This is a genomic window from Marinagarivorans cellulosilyticus (assembly GCF_021655555.1).
Taxonomy (GTDB): Bacteria; Pseudomonadota; Gammaproteobacteria; order Pseudomonadales; family Cellvibrionaceae; genus Marinagarivorans; species Marinagarivorans cellulosilyticus.
In genome coordinates this window covers 1,909,997-1,929,619 of sequence record NZ_AP023086.1, presented here as the reverse complement: position 1 = coordinate 1,929,619, position 19,623 = coordinate 1,909,997, and the positions used below count along the sequence as shown (strand labels likewise).

Annotated in this window: 13 protein-coding genes; 7 read left to right on the top strand and 6 right to left on the bottom strand. The window is 45.8% G+C overall.

Annotation, left to right across the window (positions count from 1 at the left end; genetic code table 11):
• Window positions 1-8 precede the first annotated feature (8 nt).
• Window positions 9-1,049 (bottom strand): substrate-binding domain-containing protein, encoded by a 1,041-nt coding sequence (locus MARGE09_RS07645; RefSeq protein WP_420828089.1) that lies wholly within the window; start codon window positions 1,047-1,049, stop codon window positions 9-11.
• A gap of 183 nt (window positions 1,050-1,232) precedes the next feature.
• Between MARGE09_RS07645 and MARGE09_RS07640 the strand changes: the two genes are divergently transcribed.
• From MARGE09_RS07640 to MARGE09_RS07630, 3 genes are all read left to right on the top strand, one after another.
• Window positions 1,233-1,799, top strand: coding sequence for a TRAP transporter small permease subunit (locus tag MARGE09_RS07640; protein WP_236986744.1), 567 nt, complete (start codon window positions 1,233-1,235; stop codon window positions 1,797-1,799).
• Entirely contained in the window at window positions 1,792-3,162 is a 1,371-nt protein-coding gene (locus MARGE09_RS07635; RefSeq protein WP_236986743.1) for a TRAP transporter large permease, read from the top strand. The genes MARGE09_RS07640 and MARGE09_RS07635 overlap by 8 nt, the downstream gene beginning before the upstream one ends.
• A gap of 63 nt (window positions 3,163-3,225) precedes the next feature.
• The gene (locus MARGE09_RS07630) at window positions 3,226-3,627 is read left to right on the top strand and encodes an acyl-CoA thioesterase (RefSeq protein WP_236986742.1); all 402 of its coding nucleotides are present in this window, start codon (window positions 3,226-3,228) and stop codon (window positions 3,625-3,627) included.
• Window positions 3,628-3,836: 209 nt separating this feature from the next.
• Here the strand turns inward: MARGE09_RS07630 and MARGE09_RS07625 are convergent, their stop codons facing one another.
• Both MARGE09_RS07625 and MARGE09_RS07620 read right to left on the bottom strand, forming a co-directional pair.
• Complete coding sequence (locus MARGE09_RS07625) at window positions 3,837-4,778, bottom strand: LysR family transcriptional regulator (RefSeq protein ID WP_236986741.1); 942 nt, start codon at window positions 4,776-4,778, stop codon at window positions 3,837-3,839.
• 1,496 nt (window positions 4,779-6,274) lie between these two features.
• A complete protein-coding gene (locus tag MARGE09_RS07620; RefSeq protein ID WP_236986740.1) occupies window positions 6,275-8,305 on the bottom strand; it encodes a bifunctional 2',3'-cyclic-nucleotide 2'-phosphodiesterase/3'-nucleotidase in 2,031 nt (676 codons plus the stop codon).
• Window positions 8,306-8,455: 150 nt separating this feature from the next.
• Here MARGE09_RS07620 and MARGE09_RS07615 point away from each other — a divergent pair, with 150 nt between their 5' ends.
• The 4 genes from MARGE09_RS07615 to MARGE09_RS07600 all read left to right on the top strand — a co-directional run bounded on the left by MARGE09_RS07615 (window position 8,456) and on the right by MARGE09_RS07600 (window position 16,348).
• Window positions 8,456-10,882, top strand: a complete 2,427-nt coding sequence (locus MARGE09_RS07615; RefSeq protein ID WP_236986739.1) for a DNA polymerase II — start codon at window positions 8,456-8,458, stop codon at window positions 10,880-10,882.
• A 653-nt stretch (window positions 10,883-11,535) separates the two neighbouring features.
• The gene (locus MARGE09_RS07610) at window positions 11,536-13,266 is read left to right on the top strand and encodes a GAF domain-containing serine/threonine-protein kinase (RefSeq protein ID WP_236986738.1); all 1,731 of its coding nucleotides are present in this window, start codon (window positions 11,536-11,538) and stop codon (window positions 13,264-13,266) included.
• A 57-nt stretch (window positions 13,267-13,323) separates the two neighbouring features.
• Window positions 13,324-15,099: a flavin monoamine oxidase family protein gene (locus MARGE09_RS07605; RefSeq protein WP_236986737.1), complete on the top strand. Its 1,776-nt coding sequence runs from the start codon at window positions 13,324-13,326 to the stop codon at window positions 15,097-15,099.
• 289 nt (window positions 15,100-15,388) lie between these two features.
• Window positions 15,389-16,348 (top strand): FHA domain-containing protein, encoded by a 960-nt coding sequence (locus MARGE09_RS07600; protein WP_236986736.1) that lies wholly within the window; start codon window positions 15,389-15,391, stop codon window positions 16,346-16,348.
• A 334-nt stretch (window positions 16,349-16,682) separates the two neighbouring features.
• On the opposite strand, the gene MARGE09_RS07595 is transcribed toward MARGE09_RS07600, so the two are convergent.
• The 3 genes from MARGE09_RS07595 to MARGE09_RS07585 all read right to left on the bottom strand — a co-directional run bounded on the left by MARGE09_RS07595 (window position 16,683) and on the right by MARGE09_RS07585 (window position 19,253).
• On the bottom strand, window positions 16,683-17,111 hold the full coding sequence (locus tag MARGE09_RS07595; RefSeq protein WP_236986735.1) for a hypothetical protein: 429 nt from the start codon (window positions 17,109-17,111) through the stop codon (window positions 16,683-16,685).
• Between the two features lie 6 nt (window positions 17,112-17,117).
• On the bottom strand, window positions 17,118-17,957 hold the full coding sequence (locus tag MARGE09_RS07590; protein ID WP_236986734.1) for a M90 family metallopeptidase: 840 nt from the start codon (window positions 17,955-17,957) through the stop codon (window positions 17,118-17,120).
• Between the two features lie 159 nt (window positions 17,958-18,116).
• Entirely contained in the window at window positions 18,117-19,253 is a 1,137-nt protein-coding gene (locus MARGE09_RS07585; RefSeq protein WP_236986733.1) for an endo-1,4-beta-xylanase, read from the bottom strand.
• Between the last annotated feature and the right edge of the window lie 370 nt (window positions 19,254-19,623).

The window sequence follows — 19,623 nt, the reverse complement described above, 5'->3', positions numbered from 1 at the left end:
ACGGCATCTTAAAGCGAAAGTGATTCCAACTTCTTAACACTGGCGCCCACTTTAGCGCGCTCTTTGGCTGATAGCGGAATCAAGCCTTTATCGGTTAAGTAACCTTCGTCACCCCAAGCGCGATCGTTAGTGAACTCAGCTAAGAATTCCTGGATGCCAGGGATAACGCCTACGTGCGCTGCCTTTACGTAAAAGTACAATGGACGCGAAACGATGTAGCTGCCATCAGAAATACTTTCGAACGTAGGTGCATGACCGCCCACTTTAGCTGCATGTACTTTGTCTGCGTTTTGATCAAGGAAGCTAAAGCCAAAAATACCGAGCGCCTTTGGGCTTTCGCTGAGCTTACGCACAATCAAGTTGTCGTTTTCGCCCGCTTCAACATAGGCGCCATCTTCACGAATACCATGACACAAAGCTTTGTATTTGCTTTTGTCGGTGCCTTTCATGGCTTTAATCCATGGGAAGGTTTTACAACCGCCTTCCATCGCTAGCTCAACAAAGGCATCGCGGGTACCAGAAGTAGGCGGTGGGCCTAACACTTCAATTTTTGTAGCTGGCAACGCAGGATTTACGTCTTTCCATGTTACATAGGGGTTATCAACTAAGGTTTCTGTGCCCTTGGGGTCTGGAACCTTCTTCGCTAGCGCTAGGAATATATCCTTAAGCTCTAGAGTCATAGGCTTGGCCTTAACTGAGTTGGCAATGACGATGCCGTCATAACCAATCAAGACTTCAACGATGTCTTTCACACCATTTTTTTGGCAGTCTTCAAACTCACTCGACTTAATGCGACGAGAAGCATTGGAAACATCAGGAGTGCTTATGCCCACACCTTTACAAAACTCTTTAAAGCCGCCGCCAGTACCGGTAGGCTCGATTTTAGGCGCTTTGAAATTTGTTTTACGACCGAAACGCTCAGCAACAACTTTTGAAAATGGAAAAACTGTCGATGAACCCACAACCATGATGTGGTCACGGTTTGCGAACGCTTGTGGCGCCAATGAAAAGCTTGCAACGCACGCCGCTGCCATCAGTAATTTTTTCACAATAAACCCTCGTTAATGTTGAATGAACCGCACTTGCGGCCGCACACTTGTTTAAGATGGCGCCATCCTAATCGCGAATTATTACAGTTTTGTTTCAATTTTATGGAAACTTGCTTAAGTGTGATCTCTGGGCAATTAAAGTTATAAGGCTATAATGCTCACCCCTAACTTGGGTATAAGGCAATGATGCTTCTTTTCGAGCGCTACCAAACGCTAGCTGCTATTGGCACCAGCATTAATCAATCTATCGGCCGCTCTGTCGCTTGGCTCACCTTAGCTATGGTGGTACTTATGGCAGGTATCGTCATAATACGCGGCCTACTAAACGCCAATTCTGTTGCCGCTCAAGAACTTGTGACTTACTTGCACGCAACAGTGATTATGCTTGCCAGCGCATATACGTTGGCAGAACAAGGGCATGTGCGGGTTGATATTTTTTATCGCCGCTGCAGCCGAAAATACCAAGCCTGGGTCGACCTTGTAGGCAATATCGCGTTTTTACTACCTTTTGCGCTTGTGACCGCACTTGTAAGTTGGGGTTTCGTAACCAGCGCATGGGCCATTCAAGAAACCTCCGCTGACGCAGGCGGCTTGCCCGCCGTTTTTTTGTTGAAATCGCTTTTAGTGGTTAACGGCGCCTTACTCGCCTTACAGGCCATCGCCGACTCATTCAGGCAATTGGCCACCCTTGGCCAGCTTGAGCTAGAAGGCGCAGTGACAGACAGCCCAGAGGCGCAGCAACATGATTGAGTGGATCCCCTTCTTATTGTTTTTGTGTGTATGTGCCGCCTTAATGCTGGGCTACCCGGTGGCCTTTACCCTAGCAGGCGTAAGCCTGTGGTTTGCAGGCATCGGCATTATTAGCGGCCACTTCAACCCACAAGATTTATTGTACATTTCAGAGCGCCTATTTGGCGTTTACAGCAAAAATACCCTTGTTGCCGTACCCCTATTCATTTTTATGGGCGTTATGCTAGAGCGCACAAAACTTGCCGAAGAATTGCTCGAAAATATGGCGCAAGCCTGTGGCCGACTGCCGGCAGGGCTAGGCATTTCGGTAGTTTTGGTGGGCACACTGCTAGCAGCAAGTACCGGTATTGTGGGCGCTACGGTTGTCACTATGGGACTGATGTCGCTGCCAACTATGCTTAAGCAAGGTTACTGCCCAAAACTTGCCACCGGCACCATTTGCGCAACCGGCACTTTGGGCCAAATTATCCCGCCCTCTATCGCATTAGTCTTACTAGGCGATATTTTATCCAACGCTTACCAGCAAGCCCAGCTACAGCAAGGCATATTCAATGCAGCCCCTGTTTCTGTTGGCGACCTGTTTATGGGCGCGGTTGTACCTGGCTTTATTTTGGTGCTGCTCTACCTCATTTACTTACTGGCCACCGGCGTTTTTAAAGGTGCAACAGCGCCTAGAGTAGAATGCGAAAGCAAAGCAAAAAGCCAGCTTTGGCTCAGCATTTTGCCACCAGTCATGCTTATTGTGTTGGTTCTTGGCTCAATCATCAGCGGCCTTGCAACCCCAACAGAGGCCGCGGCCGTAGGTGCCCTTGCGGCCACACTACTGGCACTGGCTAAAAAGCAGTTATCGCTAGGTATCCTTAAAGGCGTTATGCAAACCACCACTAAAATTACCTGTATGGTCTTTACCATCTTGCTTGGGGCGTCTATTTTTTCGCTGGTATTTATTGGTTACGGCGGCAAAGAGCTTATAGAGCAGTTTTTCGCTACCCTGCCTGGCGGCGTTTTTAGCGCGATGCTAATCGTCATGGTCGTAATTTTTTTACTTGGCTTTATTCTAGATTTCATCGAAATCACCTTTGTCGTGGTACCGCTAGTAGGCCCCGCACTATTGATGATGGGCGTAGACCCGATATGGCTTGGCATAATGATTGCGCTTAACTTGCAAACATCCTTTTTAACACCACCATTTGGCTTTGCCCTGTTTTACTTGCGAGGAGTAGCTCCTAAAAGCGTTAAAACCAGCGATATTTACCGTGGCGTTGCACCGTTTATTGGCATTCAAGTTTTACTAATGACTATATTGGCGCTAAAACCAGAGCTAGTGACTTGGCTACCCGATGCCATAAGCGCAGCTCGATAAAAACAAACCACAGTAATATTCAATCAACAGAAATATCAGGCATTTATTTCTAAGGATTACATAATGATAGATAGCGACGAAGATCCAACTCCATCAGGAGAACTTGCACTACAAACCCTCACCCGCCCCCAAGATACCAACTCCAACGGCGATATTTTTGGCGGCTGGTTAATGGGACAGATGGATCTTGCCGGTGCAATTACCGCTCGCGAGTTAGCCCGCGGGCCAGTAACTACCGTTGCTGTTGGCGCGATGGTTTTTTTAAGCCCAATTAAAGTCGGCGCTATTGTTAGCTGCTATTGTGAAGTAGCTGAAGTTGGCCGCTCGTCCATTCGCATTAATATCGAGGTATGGACAAAACATTACACCGACAACGCGCCACAAAAAGTAACCGATGCCGAATTTGTATTTGTCGCCATCGATAAAGATGGCCGCACGAGAACAGTGCCAAGCCCCGCCAGCTAATACCCCCCCCAAGCTCGCATTTTTCAAAGAACAGCAGCATTACGCCAACAGCTCACAACGCAATCAAAAATACCACCGCTTTCAAGCGATGGTATTTTTGATTGCGCGTCCAAATAAATTGCCCTACACACATGGGCTAACTCGAGTTTAAGGATGCTTTGGCAACTCGAACAGTAATTACTACTAATAGATATCTACCTTAAGCTGCCTTATCCCGCACTAGCAACAGCAGGAACGCCTCTTGGTAAGAAAACAGGATATAACTCGGAGGAAGACCAAAGGCGATTTGCCTCTGACAAGGCCACTAAATAATCAACAAACTTCCTAATGTATTCGGGCATATAACGATCTTGCATAAATACGAGATTAACTGAAGTGCGATCGCTGGCCTCAACCTGTAATAACTGCAAACTTCCCTGCCCTAGCTCCTCGGAACACAAGTGCAGCGGCAATCTTGCGACACCCAGGCCAGCCAGAATTGAGTTCTTGGCTAGCATTACATCACTGACAGAAATTGCACCGCACTTATCTTGCATGCGACCAATCTTGCGATCGAACTCTCCGCCTATAGCAATTAAAGATGGTTTAACGAACGCTGGGCTCGGGCCGCTAATGTAACGTTTCTCAATATAGTCCGCTGAAGCAATATAACCGTACTCAATAGTACCAATATTTCGCGACACCAAACGGCAATCGTCCATATCACCTAAACGAAAAAGTAAATCATAACCATCGTCAACGGAAAATTGGTTTTTGTCTGAGACGGTGACCTCGACGCTAACATCAGGGTGTTTATCCATAAATTGCTTGATGACTCGACTAGTCGCCGTTGAGTTAAGCTCTGGTGGTATGCACAACTTAATAGTGCCATGCGAATCCGTTTTGTATTGCTGTACTTGCGTATTAGCCGTATCTATAAGGTTGATTATCTGAGACGCTAATTGAAAGTACTCTTCTCCTGCAGGCGTCAATTGAAAACACCGAGTGTTTCTAACAATTAGAGTAACTTCTAACGCCTCTTCTAGCTCTGCCAACTTTCGACTAAACGTTGGTTTACTACTATTTAATTGCCGACTTGCCGCTGTAATACTTTTTAACTTGGCAACCCAATAGAAAATATAAATTCCATTAAGATTAATACTGCAGCCCATTTTCTCCCCCTGACCTACTTTGCGCACCAAGCTAACAACGCTTGACCCGATCCCATTTAAATAAAAAATCCATCAGCGCATGCATAATGGCTTCCAGCCCGTCATCGGTTGACGCTATCAATTCACCAACTTGCACTTGCTTTCCTTTACCTCAGCCACACAATACCGACTACCGTTCAAGAGCAGGCATTAAAAAATTACCGCGCCCAATTATTTAACATGACAACTATGACACCCTTCACCACAACAAGACATCAAATATTACAAAGTTCTAGTCTCAAAATAATATTGGAGACAAAAAATTAACTCGTTAATCACTAAAGCCTTATCGGACGCAAATACTTTAGGCGTTTCTTTATGAATCAGCATTTAATGTTGTTCAAGTATTAAGCAAGCCTATTATATCTTCGCTTAAGCTTCTGCATAAGCAATGAATAAAGGCCATAGACGGCCGGTATTATTACCCAAATTACTCGCCATTGAAATTACACCTCATTACATCTTCAACGGTGAATTTAGCGTGGAACTAGAACATTTTTCAGCTAGATTATCGCGCAAATATTTAACAGAATTTCGGGTAATATTACCCATTTCTCTAGTTTCTTCAGCACTACAAACTCACCTAAAATGGCGCGTCGAAACAGAAGACCCATGTAAAGATGCTTACCTTCAGAGGGACTGAATTAGGAGCGCACTAATTTTGGGCACGAACCCCTATAGGTACTTAACACATAAATAATAGTTTATTGAGCGTATTGAGCTTGCTCGCCGCACTAAGCGCGAGCACACGTTTTGCTGGCGCCCACCGCGATACGTAATATTCGCAAAAAAGTAAACGGCGAAGCAGTAACAAGCTGAAACCAACGCATGGTTGAGCCTGTTAAAGCCTAGCTATCGTAGGGCCGCTAAGCTTTAGTCTTAGTGGCGTTTGTGGCGAAGAGCACGCAAGCCCAATTACCGCAGATACCGGCTGCGCGCCTCTAGTTTAGTCCCGGGCGGGCTTTAAACGCTGTGGTTATTTTTGATCAGGTGAACCCTCCACCTTCGCAAGGCGCGGGTGGCTTTTAGCGTTTGGTGGAGCGTCAGCCAATGTTTTTTTGCAGATCGATGCGCGCGCATTAACGGTACACGCGACATGTGATTTTGCCTACAGGCATAGTCAGAAACGAGCAATATCAACCGCTCTATTTTACATTTGGTATTACACCCAGAGAGCCATGTTTGTTCACACTGTAGCGAAACAAACGCTTGGGCCGCTTTATTACATCTCCTGCAATGTCTAATAAAGAGCATCCATGCCCCATGCGTGATCTGCATTTCCCTTGTCCATGGGGGTTACTACACATTTTTGCTACACGCCATGCACACCAAAGGAATACGCATCTTTTTGACTCTCAACTGCGGTTTCTAGAATAAAAAAAGCCCGCCTTAGCTATCAGGGCGGGCTTTTTATTGTTCAGCTTTCCATCACTAAAACTGCGTGAGCCTGCTGCCGATTAGTCATCAAAATTGATGCGATAAACACCAAAGCCTTCATCATTTTGACTAACGTATTCTATAGCCGCATTACTTGCGGCAAAGCTTCTAGCGGCATCACCAGCACTCCCCCAAAATAACGCACTGGTACCTGGCAAGGCAACAAAGCGCCAATTTTTATCTGCTGAAGGGTCAAATCCACTTTCGGGGTTTTGCTGAGTTTTTACAACTAAATAGTCGGCAACAGCTTGTCGGTTTTCATCAGGAGCATCGATTACGATTTTATCCGCAGTAATACCCGGGAAATTACCGCCACCTGATGCACGATAATTATTAGACGCAACCAAAAACATTTGTTCATCAGCAACGGGTTGCCCTTGGTAATGTAAATTTTTAATACGCTGACTATCGGCATTGGCAAGCTCACCCGCCACGCTGTACTTTGGTGGCACAGACAAATCTAACTGGTAAGTTACGCCATCGATCACATCAAAATTATAACTCGGGAAATCTTCGTTAATTAATGGCTGATCCACACCGCCAATAGTCAGTGCATTAAACTGCCCAGCAGACATTTCTAGCCACTCTTTAACTTGGGCTCCGCTTAGCATTAGTACCTTTAGTGTATTAGGGTAAATATAAAGGTCAGCAACATTACCGTAAGCAACGTCACCTGCCGCCAAATTAGTGTAATCATCCGGGCCGCCTCGGCCAGCTCGAAAAGGTGCCCCTACAGATAAAATCGGCAGACCATCGTAATCTGTGCCCTTAACAATATTCTCGACATACCATTTCTGCGCATCCGTTACGATTTGAATCGAAGGGTCATCTTGCACAAGTGCAAAAAAACTATTAATGGGCGCCGTTATTTTTGCAAAAGGCTGACTTACCCAATCGGCAACAATTGTATGATCATCAGCAACTGCTTCAACAATTCCAGGGTGCGAATCCACTAGAGATGTTATCGAACGGTCTTCATTTGTTGATGATATGGGTAGCAATACAGATTGGCTATCTTTAACGCGCCACCCTGTTGGAGCTGCATATTCTAAACTCAGGTCAATATAACCGAGGTATTTACCCCAATAGCCCGGCATTACAGCAGCTACACCTCGAATAGTCCCTTTAATATTATCGACGGCCTCAAGCCCTTCATATCCGGCATCGCCAGGAAAGTTGCGATGAGCATGCCCAAACATAATGGCATCGATACCATCAACTCCCGCGAGATAATAACTTGCGTTTTCGTCTAAGCCTTTTGCAGTTGCCGTCACTAAGCCCGAATGCGCTATCGCAATAATAATATCAGCGCCTTGCGCTTGAAGCTCTGGCACGTAACGCTGCGCCATTGCTACCATATCTTTAGCAATAACCTTTCCGGTTAAGTTCGCCTGATCCCACTGCATAATTTGTGGCGGTACAAACCCCAAATAACCAATGCGTAAGGTATGCGAAGCCCCTGCTTGATCTATAACGGTTTTTTCTTGAAGCAAATAGGGTAAAAAATAGGGCTCGTCGTTATCCGCATTATTATCACCGTCATCAATAAACACATTACTCGATATATACGGGAAGTTAGCGTCATCAATGGCCTCGTCTAAAAAGCTCAAGCCGTAGTTGAATTCGTGATTACCAATATTCGCCACATCGTAATCTAGTTGGTTCATCGCTTTAAAAATAGGGTGAATTACACCGGTAGATAAACCACTTACCTTAGCAAAATAATCCCCAAGCGGGCTGCCTTGAATTAAATCACCATTATCAACCAATACACTGTTGTCTACAGCATCATGCGCCTGCTGAATTAAGGTTGCAGTCTTGACCAACCCCACAGAGTCATCCGGCCTATTCTGGTAGTAGTTATAATTCATAACATTGGCATGTAAATCGGAGGTTTCCATCACCCGTAGCGTCAGCTGTACCGGCGCAGCCACAGAAGAACTTTCCGCCGAACTTGCCGCTCTATTATTATCAGAATCGTTACAAGCAACCAGAAAAACCGTAGAACTTAACAACACGGCACCAAAACCGTAATTTTTAACCATCGACATAGATATTCCTTTTCAATAACGGTAGTAGAGAAAAACGGCTAGAAGCTATCGCCAAACTGTGACAAAACTATGGCTGTTTAAGGTACTTTTTATTGCAAAAGACTATTGATAGCGCCGGGTAGCTAATAACCGGTTCGATCTGGTGGTAACATGCGGCCACCTCAACCAGAGCACAAACCCTTGATCGACGCTTTTCTCCTAACCAAGCAATGGCATGAAACCGCTAACGGCATTACGCTCGAATTTTGGTGTTCGAGTGATAACGGCCCAATTTGCATAGAAATAGAGCATCAAGAAGCCGTGATTTTTGTACGGCAAGAAGATCTTCCTGCAATCGCCCTGCAACTTAATCCACGCCAATACCGCATTGGCACAAAGCTTTTTAAAAACTACCGCAATGAACTGACCTGTCCGCTGTACTTTTTAAGCTATCACACAGCCCGCGACGCCGAAGCCCGCTTGAATCAAAGTAACATTGCAGTATGGGAAGCCGATATTCGGCCGCCAGAACGGTATTTAATGGAACGCTTTATAACCGGCGGGCTGAGTATTTCTGGCCAGACAATTGCAAGAAAAGGCCATGCGCTCGTTAAAAACCCTCGCTTAAGCCCTAGCCGTTATCGGCCGCAGCTACGCAGCATTTCCATTGATATAGAAACCACAATGGATGCCAATACGCTGTACTCGATAGCGGCATACAATCCAGAAGTTAGTTTTATCTTTATTGTGCACAATGAACAATGGTCGATACAAACGCAGCGCGAATTGATGGAAGCAGCCCCCTCGCAAACTGCCACGGTGATTAACTGCACGACACAAAAGGAATGCCTACAGCGTTTTTTCCAATGGTTACAAGAGTATGACCCCGATATTTTGATGGGGTGGAATGTTATTCAGTTCGATTTAAAAGTACTCGATAACTTATGTCAAAAACACAAGATACCGCTCGCTATAACGCGCGGAAAAACTCCCTTAAAATGGCGAGAGGATAAAGATAATCGCCGCTTTTACCTTAGCCTTCCTGGTCGGGTCGCGCTCGATGGTATTGATGTTTTAAAATCAGCAACCTATAACTTCCCAAGTTTTAAGCTTAATGACGTTGCCAAAATTGTGGTTAATGACAATAAGTTAATTCAAGCCCAGCATCGTGGTGATGAAATTACCCACCTATATATCAATAACCCCAAAGCGTTAAGTGCTTACAATTTGCACGACTGCAAATTGGTATGGTCTATCTTTGGTGAAACAAAATTATTGGAATTTTCAATTGCCCGCAGCCAGCTTACAGGGCTAGCCATGGACAGAATGGGAGGCTCGGTTGCCTCGTTTGAATTTGCTTATTTACCTCAGCTTCATCGTAAGGGCTATATTGCGCCTAACTTAGGCGAGCTTCAATCGAGCATTATTAGCCCAGGCGGTTATGTGCTTAACTCTAAGCCGGGTATATACCAAAACATTTTGGTATTAGATTTTAAAAGCCTATATCCTAGTATTATTCGCACCTTTTGCATCGACCCTTACAGTTACTGGTACGCCCAGCATACCGACCCGGCCCAAGACGAGTTAATCCCTGGCTTTAATAAAGCCATTTTTTCTAAAACAGAACATTTACTCCCCAAGATTATTGAAGATTTATGGCAAGCGCGGGACGAAGCCAAAAAGCACAAAAATCAGCCGCTATCGCAAGCCATTAAAATTATAATGAATTCGTTTTATGGCGTGCTGGGCTCTACTGGCTGCCGCTTTTTCGACCCAAGGGTTTGCAGCTCAATCACTTTACGTGGCCACCAAATTATTCAGCAAACAAAAGATTGGATAGAATCGCTAGGCCATCAAGTTATTTATGGCGACACAGACTCTGTTTTTGTTTGGATCGGCAACCAAAAAAGTGAGGATGAATCCTTAAGTATCGGCCATAATCTTGCTGACCACCTAAATAAGAACTGGCAGCAAAAGCTACGTAATGATTACGAAATAAGCTGTGCACTTGAAGTTGAATTTGAAACACATTATTTAAAATTTTTAATGCCGACTATTCGTAATTCTACACTTGGCAGCAAAAAGCGCTATGCAGGTATTATTCGTAAAAATGATGAAGAACAATTGGTCTTTAAGGGGTTGGAAAGCGTAAGAACAGACTGGACACCGCTGGCCAAAAAGTTTCAAGAAAAGCTTTACCAACTGGTTTTTGAAGATACCCGCGTAGAAGGGTTTATTCAGGAAACAACCCAAGCTGTGCTCGCGGGTAAATGCAACCGCGATCTCATATATCGCAAGCGCCTTCGTCGCAACATTGACGATTACCACAAAAACATTCCACCGCACGTACAAGCCGCTAAGCGCTTGCAGGGCCAAGGCATACACAAAAGGCGGGGCGATTGGATCAGCTATATATTGACCACTACAGGCCCAGAACCGGTAGATGAAGAGGCAGCAGAACTTAACTTACAAGGCACCATTGCGTACAACGAATATGTAGAGCGCCAGCTTAAACCTGTTGCCGACAGCGTCTTACAATTTATCGGCTTAAACTTTGACCACATTACCGCTGCACAACTTCCTCTATTCAAAGATTAATAAATAAGAGGATTAATGCAACAACTGGTCTTGCGCACCACATTGGTGACGCAGCCAAAATATAACGAATGCATTAGGCGGCATTATTAGGTGTAATGATGTGTAATGGAATTACAGCAAAGACACCGTAGAATGTTTACTCAGCAAGGATCTCTTATCAACTGAATAATTTTTAAACAAGCATGTTTTATCAGTTGCATTGAGCCCCTCAATAAGGATATTGACGTCAAACAAATTTAACGCCTCCACACGTGAGCATTAAATTTGCGAGCTACAAGGCTTAAACTTACGCCTACCTTATTGATGCCATTTATGACACTGGTTATAGTACCGGCCAAACTTTTTGTTAACGCATTTTTCGCATTCATTTAGCGCATTAAATTAAACGTGCGTTTGAAATGCCCTAACAAATATCGGCGCTACCATTCTATGATGGCCAGCTAACAGATTTACAATCACAATAAATGACCTGTTTGATAGCGACCTCTTGGTTTTAAAGGAATTAACATATCACTCTCGCGGCGAGCATATGTGCTCTACACAACACAAGGATGATAGATAAACTTTGCACGCGTACAGCAGAGTTTTCGTACAAGGCGTCGACTTTATAAGCGGGTTCGTGGCTAAACGGTATAGCCTTAATAGGAGCTCTCGTGGCTGGTAATTATTCTTTTTCAGATTCGCTTTTTTCATCACACGAATTTGCCGCAAAGTACAAAATAAATTCATTATTGGGGCAAGGTGGGTTTGGCTCTGTCTATAAGGCCACTCAGCTGAGTACCGGCCAAGATGTCGCGATTAAAGTGATGAAACCTGGCAACGAAGCCGATAACCAAAGCATTGTCGAACGCTTCCGCCGTGAAATGCGACTATGCGCAAAGTTTAGCCACCCCAATATTGTACGTTTAATAGACTCGGGGCACGAACAAGACGAAGGCATGTTCACCGTCTTTGAATTTGTCCCAGGCCATACGCTACACAAGTTACCCTGCGAAAATGGTCAACTTAGTCCCGCCCAAGCCAAAGATTTAATGCTGCAAGTCTTGGATGCTTTGGCCTGCGCACATGACCACGGCGTTTTACACCGCGATTTAAAGCCCGACAATATCATGATTTCGCAAACCCGCCGCGGCTTTCATGTGAAGCTTTTGGACTTTGGTATATCCACATTATTCGGCGAGGCGGCAAACGACCTTAGCCGCATTACGGCCACCAAGAGCTTTGTGGGCACCTATGCCTATACCTCGCCAGAACACTTGCACGGCAAAGCACTAACGCCGGCCTCCGATTTATACTCTTGGGGTTTAATTTTTTTAGAGTGCTTGCAAGGGCGGCGTGTAATGGCAGGAGAAACTATTGCTAAATTGTTCTTTGAACAAATGTCCGATCAACCCGTTCCCATGCCCGCATGGTTGCAAGCCCACCCGCTAGGCGATTTACTCAGCCAAGTCCTAGAAAAAAACCCGCAAACTCGACTGGGCAATGCCGCTAACATTGCCGATTTACTATCGAGTATTGACGTTAATGATTTAACTGCGCCGCCAAATACAGAAGCGAATAACCCAACGGTTGTATCAGGCACGCCGCCATCACAATATAGCCACTCATCAACACCCCATTACGAACCGCAGCCATCGGCATCGCGCTCGCAAGCTTCGCAATGCTCACAACAAACTGCGCCCTCATCGAGTAGCGCACACACAGCGCATTCTCACCGATCACAAAGCCACACAAGTTCGGGCAACAATACCAGTGGGCAATACTCACGCCCAGAAGACTGGAGCAATCTTGCCAGCGTACAGGCCGACCTTGCACGCCTACGCCAGCAACAGTCGCTACAAAGTCGCCGCCGCGATGCGATGAACGCCTTGGTCTTGCGCTTACGTAAAAACCGCGGGGGCCAACTGACCGATTCACTGCGCGACATCACATGTTCGGCCGCCGAGATATTAGACTCTGCTCGCGTAAGTATTTGGACACTCGCCGAAGATAGGCAAAGTATTCGTTGCTTAGATTTATTCGAACGCCAATACAACACTCATTCCAGTGGTGGCATTTTAGAAGCCCAGCATTACCCCTCGTATTTCGAAGCCCTTAACGCCGAACTTGCCATTGCCGCCGACGATGTTTTTTTCCATAGCTCAACGCGTGAACTATTGGATTACTGCTCATCGTTAGGCATATCTAGCATGTTAGATGCGCCAATTTGGGTTGGCGGTCGAATGTACGGGGTTTTATGCCACGAGCATATCGGCACCATGCGCAAATGGACGGAAGATGAATTCTCTTTAGCGGCGTCGCTTGCCGATACCGCTTCACTGGCTTTGGCATCGCACCAGCGCAGCCAGTTAGAAAACGCCCTGACCGGCATAAAGTTCGATTAAAACAAAAACTGTGCGGGCTATCACTGCGCACCTGCAATTAACACAATAGGAAAACCCATGGCACGCAGCCCTTTTTTTTCTCAGCTAAAGCAAATGCTACATCACCACCAACGCGACCAAGCCCTTAGCGCTAAGCTAGATCCAATATATGCCCGCCGCCGTGAACTATTGCGTTTATCGGCGATTGCCAGCGCCGCAACACTCGCCGGTTGTAATGCCGCCACACCGACATTATCAGCAGAGCGATCCAGCTATAACCCAAGTAGCGAGTTAGAAGTTATTGTTGTTGGAGCCGGCCTTGCTGGTGTGCACTGTAGCTATCGTTTAAAAGAGTCTGGCGTTAACGTCGCGCTGTATGAAGCCTCTAAGCGCACCGGCGGTAGAACATTTTCGACAGAAAAAGGCTACTTTGAAGGCGATCAAGTTGCCGAACTTGGCGGCGAGCTAATAGACACCGATCATGTAGTTATGCAGCACTTTGCAAAAGAGTTTGACCTTCAACTAGACAACCTGCCCAACTCACTGCCTAAAAATATTGCCTACGGCTACCAATATAATATCGGCGGCAAGTTTTTAACCCAAAAGCAAATTATTGAAGCATTCAAACCTATTGACCAAGCCATACGCAAAATAAACCTAGAGCTAGCCGAACTTGAAAACAACGGTTCCGATTGCGATGTGAATACACGCAGAAAAGAAATAGATAGCCAAACAACACTTATCCAATTTTTACAAAATAACGGCGCCAGCGATACCCTAATGAAGGTGCTTCACTTTGCCTTTGTAGGTGAATTCGGTTTAGAGATGGAACAGCTTTCGGTCTTTAACTTGCTGGACCTTTACCCATGCGGGCGTAATGGCGCATGTGTTTCTTACATTGAGGGCAAAGGCGACAAGCAAGAATTCAAACCCTTTGGCGACTCCGACGAAATTATGCGCTTTCACGATGGCAATGAAGGCCCCGCTCGAGAAATGACCAAACGCTTGGGTGAAAGCATACACACCGAACACGAGCTGGTGGCGCTGGCGCGAAAAGACGACCACTATATTGCGTCCTTCAAAACAGCCCACGGCAATACGCTTAAAGTAAAAGCGCCGCACATTGTATTAGCATTGCCCTTTTCGACACTGCGCAAAGTAAAAATTGCAGCCGGCACTTTACGCCAAAGCAATATCGATATTATTAACACCATTACTTACGGCACCAACGCCAAACTGATGGGGCAGTTTAAATCGCGTAAGCCTTGGCGCTCTAAAGGCCACGATGGTTCACTGGTTATTGATCAAAAAACAACACTTGAGCGCGATATTCACAACCTGTGGGACACCTCGCGTGGGCAAGAAGGTACGCAGGGTTTGTGGACAAACTTTGTCGGCGGCAATGCCGGCTTTAGCGTTGGCGAAGGCACCGCAGAAGAACAATGGCATAGCTTATTAACGCCGCTAGATGCCGTGTACCCTGGTGTTAAAGAAGGCTATTTGGGTAATTCTGCACGCATGCTATGGCCGATTCATAAATGGTCGCTAGGTAGTTACATGGCGATAAAAGCTGGCGATGTTGATCTCGCTGCCAATATGCCATACGAAGATAATGACGGCAGCCTACAGTTTTGCGGCGAACACACATCAGAAGCCTTTCAAGGCTTTATGGAAGGCGCCGCGGAAACAGGCGCGCGCGCCGCATCGGCAATACTTGCTCGGTTAAACGCGCCGCAATCAGAAAATTTAGGTAAAATTCAGCAGCTGCGTGTGGCACAAGCGTTACGCAAGCCGCAGTTGCGGCGCACACTTTTAGAATTTGCCAAGCAAAAATCACTACCCATGCTAAGCTAACGGGCAGCACCGCAACCAAAACTATAAGACTGCCAGTAATATGCGGCACATTATGTGTTGCTTTGCGCTTTAGCGAATACCTGCGACACAATTGCGGGCCATTCGCTAAAGCGTAAAGCACATTTTACACGCTAGGTGCACGCCCCCTTTGAAGGCGCGCGTTACGCATAGCCTGCCAATATTGTATTATCGTCCTTCGCTTTGCTTTCGACGCACAGCGAACCGTTGAGGGAAGCGCCCCATTTACTATTGCCATGGTGGGCATTAACCAAAACAATAGCGAAAAATCATGGCTAGTCTCATCAATTTAAAAAACCAACAAAAAATATCACTGCAGGCACACCATATTTTTGGCCGCCAGCCCGATACCAGTACCACTCAAATTCTTAGCCCTGACGTCTCTCGCACCCACGCCACTATTATGTGGGAAGGCGAGCAATGGAAAATTAAAGATACCAGTAGTAACGGTACCTTCATTGGCCCCAAACGTATTACCGCAGGGGAATATATACCGCTAAGTATTGGCGATGAAATTCGCTTTGGCAGTGCCGACGCCGATATTTGGCAGGTTAACGACCTCACCGAGCCGCGCTGCTTTTTGGCCCCTATGATGGCTCACCTGCCGCGTATCGAGCTGGTTGACATCTGTGCACTTCCCTCAGAAAACGAACCTGATTTTGTTATTTTTAAATCAAGCGAACAGTGGGTGCTAGAGCTAGACGGCACGCATCAAGTACTAAACACCGGCGATATCGTGGGCTCTGGCAATCATCAGTGGCGCTATATTGATGCCCGCCCCACCTTAAGCACTCGCAATGTTACTTGCTCCGCGCAGCCTACTCAGTTAAACGATCTTTCGTTTCTTTTTTACGTTAGCCAAAACGAAGAGCATGTATCACTCACACTAAAAAGCCGCACCAAAGATTTTGACCTTGGCGAGCGCTGCCACCATTACCTTTTGCTCCTGTTAGCCAGACAACGCTTAGAAGATAAAGAAAAAGGCGTGATCGAAAGCGAGCAAGGCTGGATAAAAAAAGAGCTATTAGTCAGAATGCTGGGCATGCAAGAAAGCCATATCAATATTCAAATATTCCGCTTTCGAAAACAAGTTGTAAACGTGCTGCCTGACATTACCGCACTGCATCATGTAGTAGAACGGCGAACCGGCGCACTGCGCTTAGCCCACGACTTATTTGATATTCGCGGCGGCGCAAAAGCCCCCAAGCCCGTGCCGACGCTCGCCGAGTAAAAGCCGCATCTTAATTCGACAATACAATACTGCATAGCGCCAAGCACCCCAGAACAACAATAAGCCCGTATACGCTCCTGCGCTGGCGAAGTAACAGCCATTTAAATGCCGTTAACTGCCGTTTTATACACCAAAAGCGCGCTTTCTGAACGCCTGTAATATCTATAGGGTTTTCCACCGCATTCCCCTTATCAACCCAAAACCACTGTTGAAGCCCCTGTAATCAGTGGCTGGGGCAGTATAGGCGAAGAGAGAGGTCGTGCCGATTACACCCTATTACACCATGTAAACTAGCGCACATTTATAGACGCCCACAAAGAGAAGGAAGGCAGGACTAATCTTGTTCTTTCAAAATTTTGGTGAACTTTTTAGCGACTAAAACCATGATAAGCACCGTCACTCTTTCCAGCACCGGTTGCTGCTGCGAAGTTGATTCACTAGGAAGCTGAGCCTCGATCAGTTCTTGCAGGATTTGAAAGCGATTGCCAGCGCTATCCAATTGCGGAATTGCTTTGATGGCGGCGGCCATTACCTGGTCATAATCAGTTTGGCCGAGTAAGGCCAACAATTTCTTAGTATGGCGCTCCAGCTCTTTGATTTTCATCGTCTTAATCTGCGCCGTAACGTGCTTTTCGTCGGCCAATAGTATTTCACGGGTTTTCATGCGCTTAACATCACCAAAAAGCGTGATATTAACATGAGTGCCGCCTTTAGCCCTCTTTAGCACGCCACAACTCACTAGCAGCTGATCACCAGCTGCCATATAGGGCTATTTATCTTGCGACATACAGCAACGTTTATATTTTTTACCGCTGCCACAAGGGCAAGGTGCATTTTTATAAGTGCGAGTATCATTCGCTATGGCAGCACTATCTTGCTGGTAAAGCTGCGATAGCGCACTGTAAAGCTGCGGGTGTTTACGCTGCAGTAACTTAGGCCGCTCAAAGAAGTACTCGGATGCCACAGCAAAAAACTCTGCACGGTTAGTTGCACCGTAATCTCGAATATTACTGTCACCGGCGATAATTTCATCGACCTTGCGCTTCACCAATTCAAACCAAGGGATTGAAAAAGAAAACGCCTTTAAGCGCTCTGGATAACCATCACACTCACCATCGGCCATATCGATTAAATGCACAAATTCGTGAATGCCAACATTGTGTTTATCCCGGCCATTACGAAAGCCTGCGTACAAGTCTGGCCGGCTTAAAACGAGCTTACCGGCTAACTTACCGGTGCCCACCATGCCCGTTATACAAGAATCGGGCATGCCAAATTCAAGGTTTTCGTTAAAGGCTTGCGGCAATAAGAATACAGCCGATAAATTAAAATAATGCCAGCGTGGAAATGCCCACACAGGAATAATAGCGCTAGCGGCTACCAATAAGCGGTCTTCATCCGACACCACAAACTGGCCGGCTTCTACCCGCGTAGACTGTAAAAATAAAATAATGCGACGATGAAAAACAGCTTTGTCATCAGCCGATAAGGCGCGGTAGAAGTCGACTTCACGCGCGAGAAAATGGCTCCATTCAGGCAACCACACAACGGGCTTGGGGGGCGCCCCCTTTAAAATTTTAACGATATAACTTAACCAACGCTTCAGCAATTTAACCTCGCCTAACTCTTCAAATGTAAAAAAACCGCTAAAGCATAAACAGCCATAGCGGTCTTGATTGGTCAGTATAAAGCGTTTTTACTACACCATATGGGCCGCAGTTAATGTTTATCGGTACTATTTATTAGCTTCTCGTTACTTAGCTTCTCGTTACTTAGCTTCTCGGCCGAGCTTTAGCAATACATCTACTGCAGGTTTTGCCTGATTATTGCGGTCAAACAGTAGAGGGTAATTCGTACGCCCTTTAACCGGCCAGCCATTTAACCAAGAATCGCCATCATTCACACCCCAGAAGGTTACCCGATCTATATTATCAGCATGCTTTAAAAACAAGCCAAAAATGGCTTTGTATCTCTGCGCTAGCGCTTCGTCAGCAGACGGGGGAAATTGACCATCGGGATAAGGATTATTTTCTGGCGTCGCTACGAGCTTTTCCATATCGACATCTGCACTAAAAAAATGCTCTCGGCCTAAATAATCGAGATCTAGCTCAGTAATATGCATAGGAACACCCGTACCAGCATAAGCTGTTAAAGCATTATCAATTGCCTGCAAACTTGGCTGATCCATCGACCAATGTCCTTGCAAGCCAACGCCGTCAATTTTTATACCTCGGCGTTTAAAGTCATTCAGTATGGCGACTACTGTTTTCTGTCGGCCAAGGCGATCCATACCGTAATCGTTATACAACAGTTTACAATCGGCAGGAAATTCCTCTGCGGCGATGCGAAACGCTTGCTCGATAAAATCGGGGCCAATAATTTTATGGTATTTCGATTCTCGCAGGGTGCCGTCATCATTAACGGCTTCGTTTACAACATCCCAAATTTTAATAGTATCGCCATAACGTGCAGCTAATAATTTAGCCCTTTCACGCATGCGTTTTAATAATGCTTCACGGGTAAGTAGGTTGCCATTATCATCCTCAAAAACCCAGTCAGGCGTTTGGCTATGCCAATACAATACGTGGCCCACTAGTTGAATATTATTTTTTTCCCCAAATTCAACAAAGCGATCAACAATATCAAGTTTAAACTCGTCAGGCGTGGGGTTCATCACCTCCCACTTTAATGCGTTGTCAGTAGTAATAGCTGAAAAGTGTTGTTTAACCACGTCTAAGGAAGGGTCACGTTTTGCTTCTAGCATCGCGTTATTCACCGTAGCCCCAATGGCGAATTTATCGTTGTATACACTTTTAAGTGTATCGTCTGAAGAGTTGGTCGTTGCACAACCCTGAAAAAGGGGTGCCGCTAAAACAGCTACTAATGCAATATTAGAAATTTTCATATCAGGCTTCTTTATATTATAAGAACAAAACAAGCGCTTGCCGCGCCACTTATTATCAATTCGTTGGACGGCAAATATACCATCTATTTTTAAAATATGCGGGCTTAGGCGCCAGTAACCAGATGAATCACGCGCCCACTATAAAAGCACTCAAAAAATGAGGATTTACAGGCTAAAAAACACAAAGGCCACCACATTGTTACTCTGACCATAAGATCAATAAAACATCAAATATTGCATACTTAAATATCCCACAGTAATGTCCACAAAAAAGACCTGTGTTTTAATGGCGAGAAAAATGAACGCCTGAAATAAAAAAGGCAGCGGTAGAAACCGCTGCCTTTTAAGGTTCATCTTAGTTGTTTAGAGA

What these genes read in the sequence shown, in the direction of transcription:
- MARGE09_RS07615 (WP_236986739.1), top strand. Translation starts at nt 8,456, where the DNA reads ATGCGGCCACCTCAACCAGAGCACAAACCCTTGATCGACGCTTTTCTC.
- MARGE09_RS07600 (WP_236986736.1), top strand. Translation starts at nt 15,389, where the DNA reads ATGGCTAGTCTCATCAATTTAAAAAACCAACAAAAAATATCACTGCAG.
- MARGE09_RS07585 (WP_236986733.1), bottom strand. Translation starts at nt 19,253, where the DNA reads ATGAAAATTTCTAATATTGCATTAGTAGCTGTTTTAGCGGCACCCCTT.
- MARGE09_RS07640 (WP_236986744.1), top strand. Translation starts at nt 1,233, where the DNA reads ATGATGCTTCTTTTCGAGCGCTACCAAACGCTAGCTGCTATTGGCACC.
- MARGE09_RS07595 (WP_236986735.1), bottom strand. Translation starts at nt 17,111, where the DNA reads ATGGCAGCTGGTGATCAGCTGCTAGTGAGTTGTGGCGTGCTAAAGAGG.
- MARGE09_RS07635 (WP_236986743.1), top strand. Translation starts at nt 1,792, where the DNA reads ATGATTGAGTGGATCCCCTTCTTATTGTTTTTGTGTGTATGTGCCGCC.
- MARGE09_RS07605 (WP_236986737.1), top strand. Translation starts at nt 13,324, where the DNA reads ATGGCACGCAGCCCTTTTTTTTCTCAGCTAAAGCAAATGCTACATCAC.
- MARGE09_RS07625 (WP_236986741.1), bottom strand. Translation starts at nt 4,778, where the DNA reads ATGGGCTGCAGTATTAATCTTAATGGAATTTATATTTTCTATTGGGTT.
- MARGE09_RS07630 (WP_236986742.1), top strand. Translation starts at nt 3,226, where the DNA reads ATGATAGATAGCGACGAAGATCCAACTCCATCAGGAGAACTTGCACTA.
- MARGE09_RS07620 (WP_236986740.1), bottom strand. Translation starts at nt 8,305, where the DNA reads ATGTCGATGGTTAAAAATTACGGTTTTGGTGCCGTGTTGTTAAGTTCT.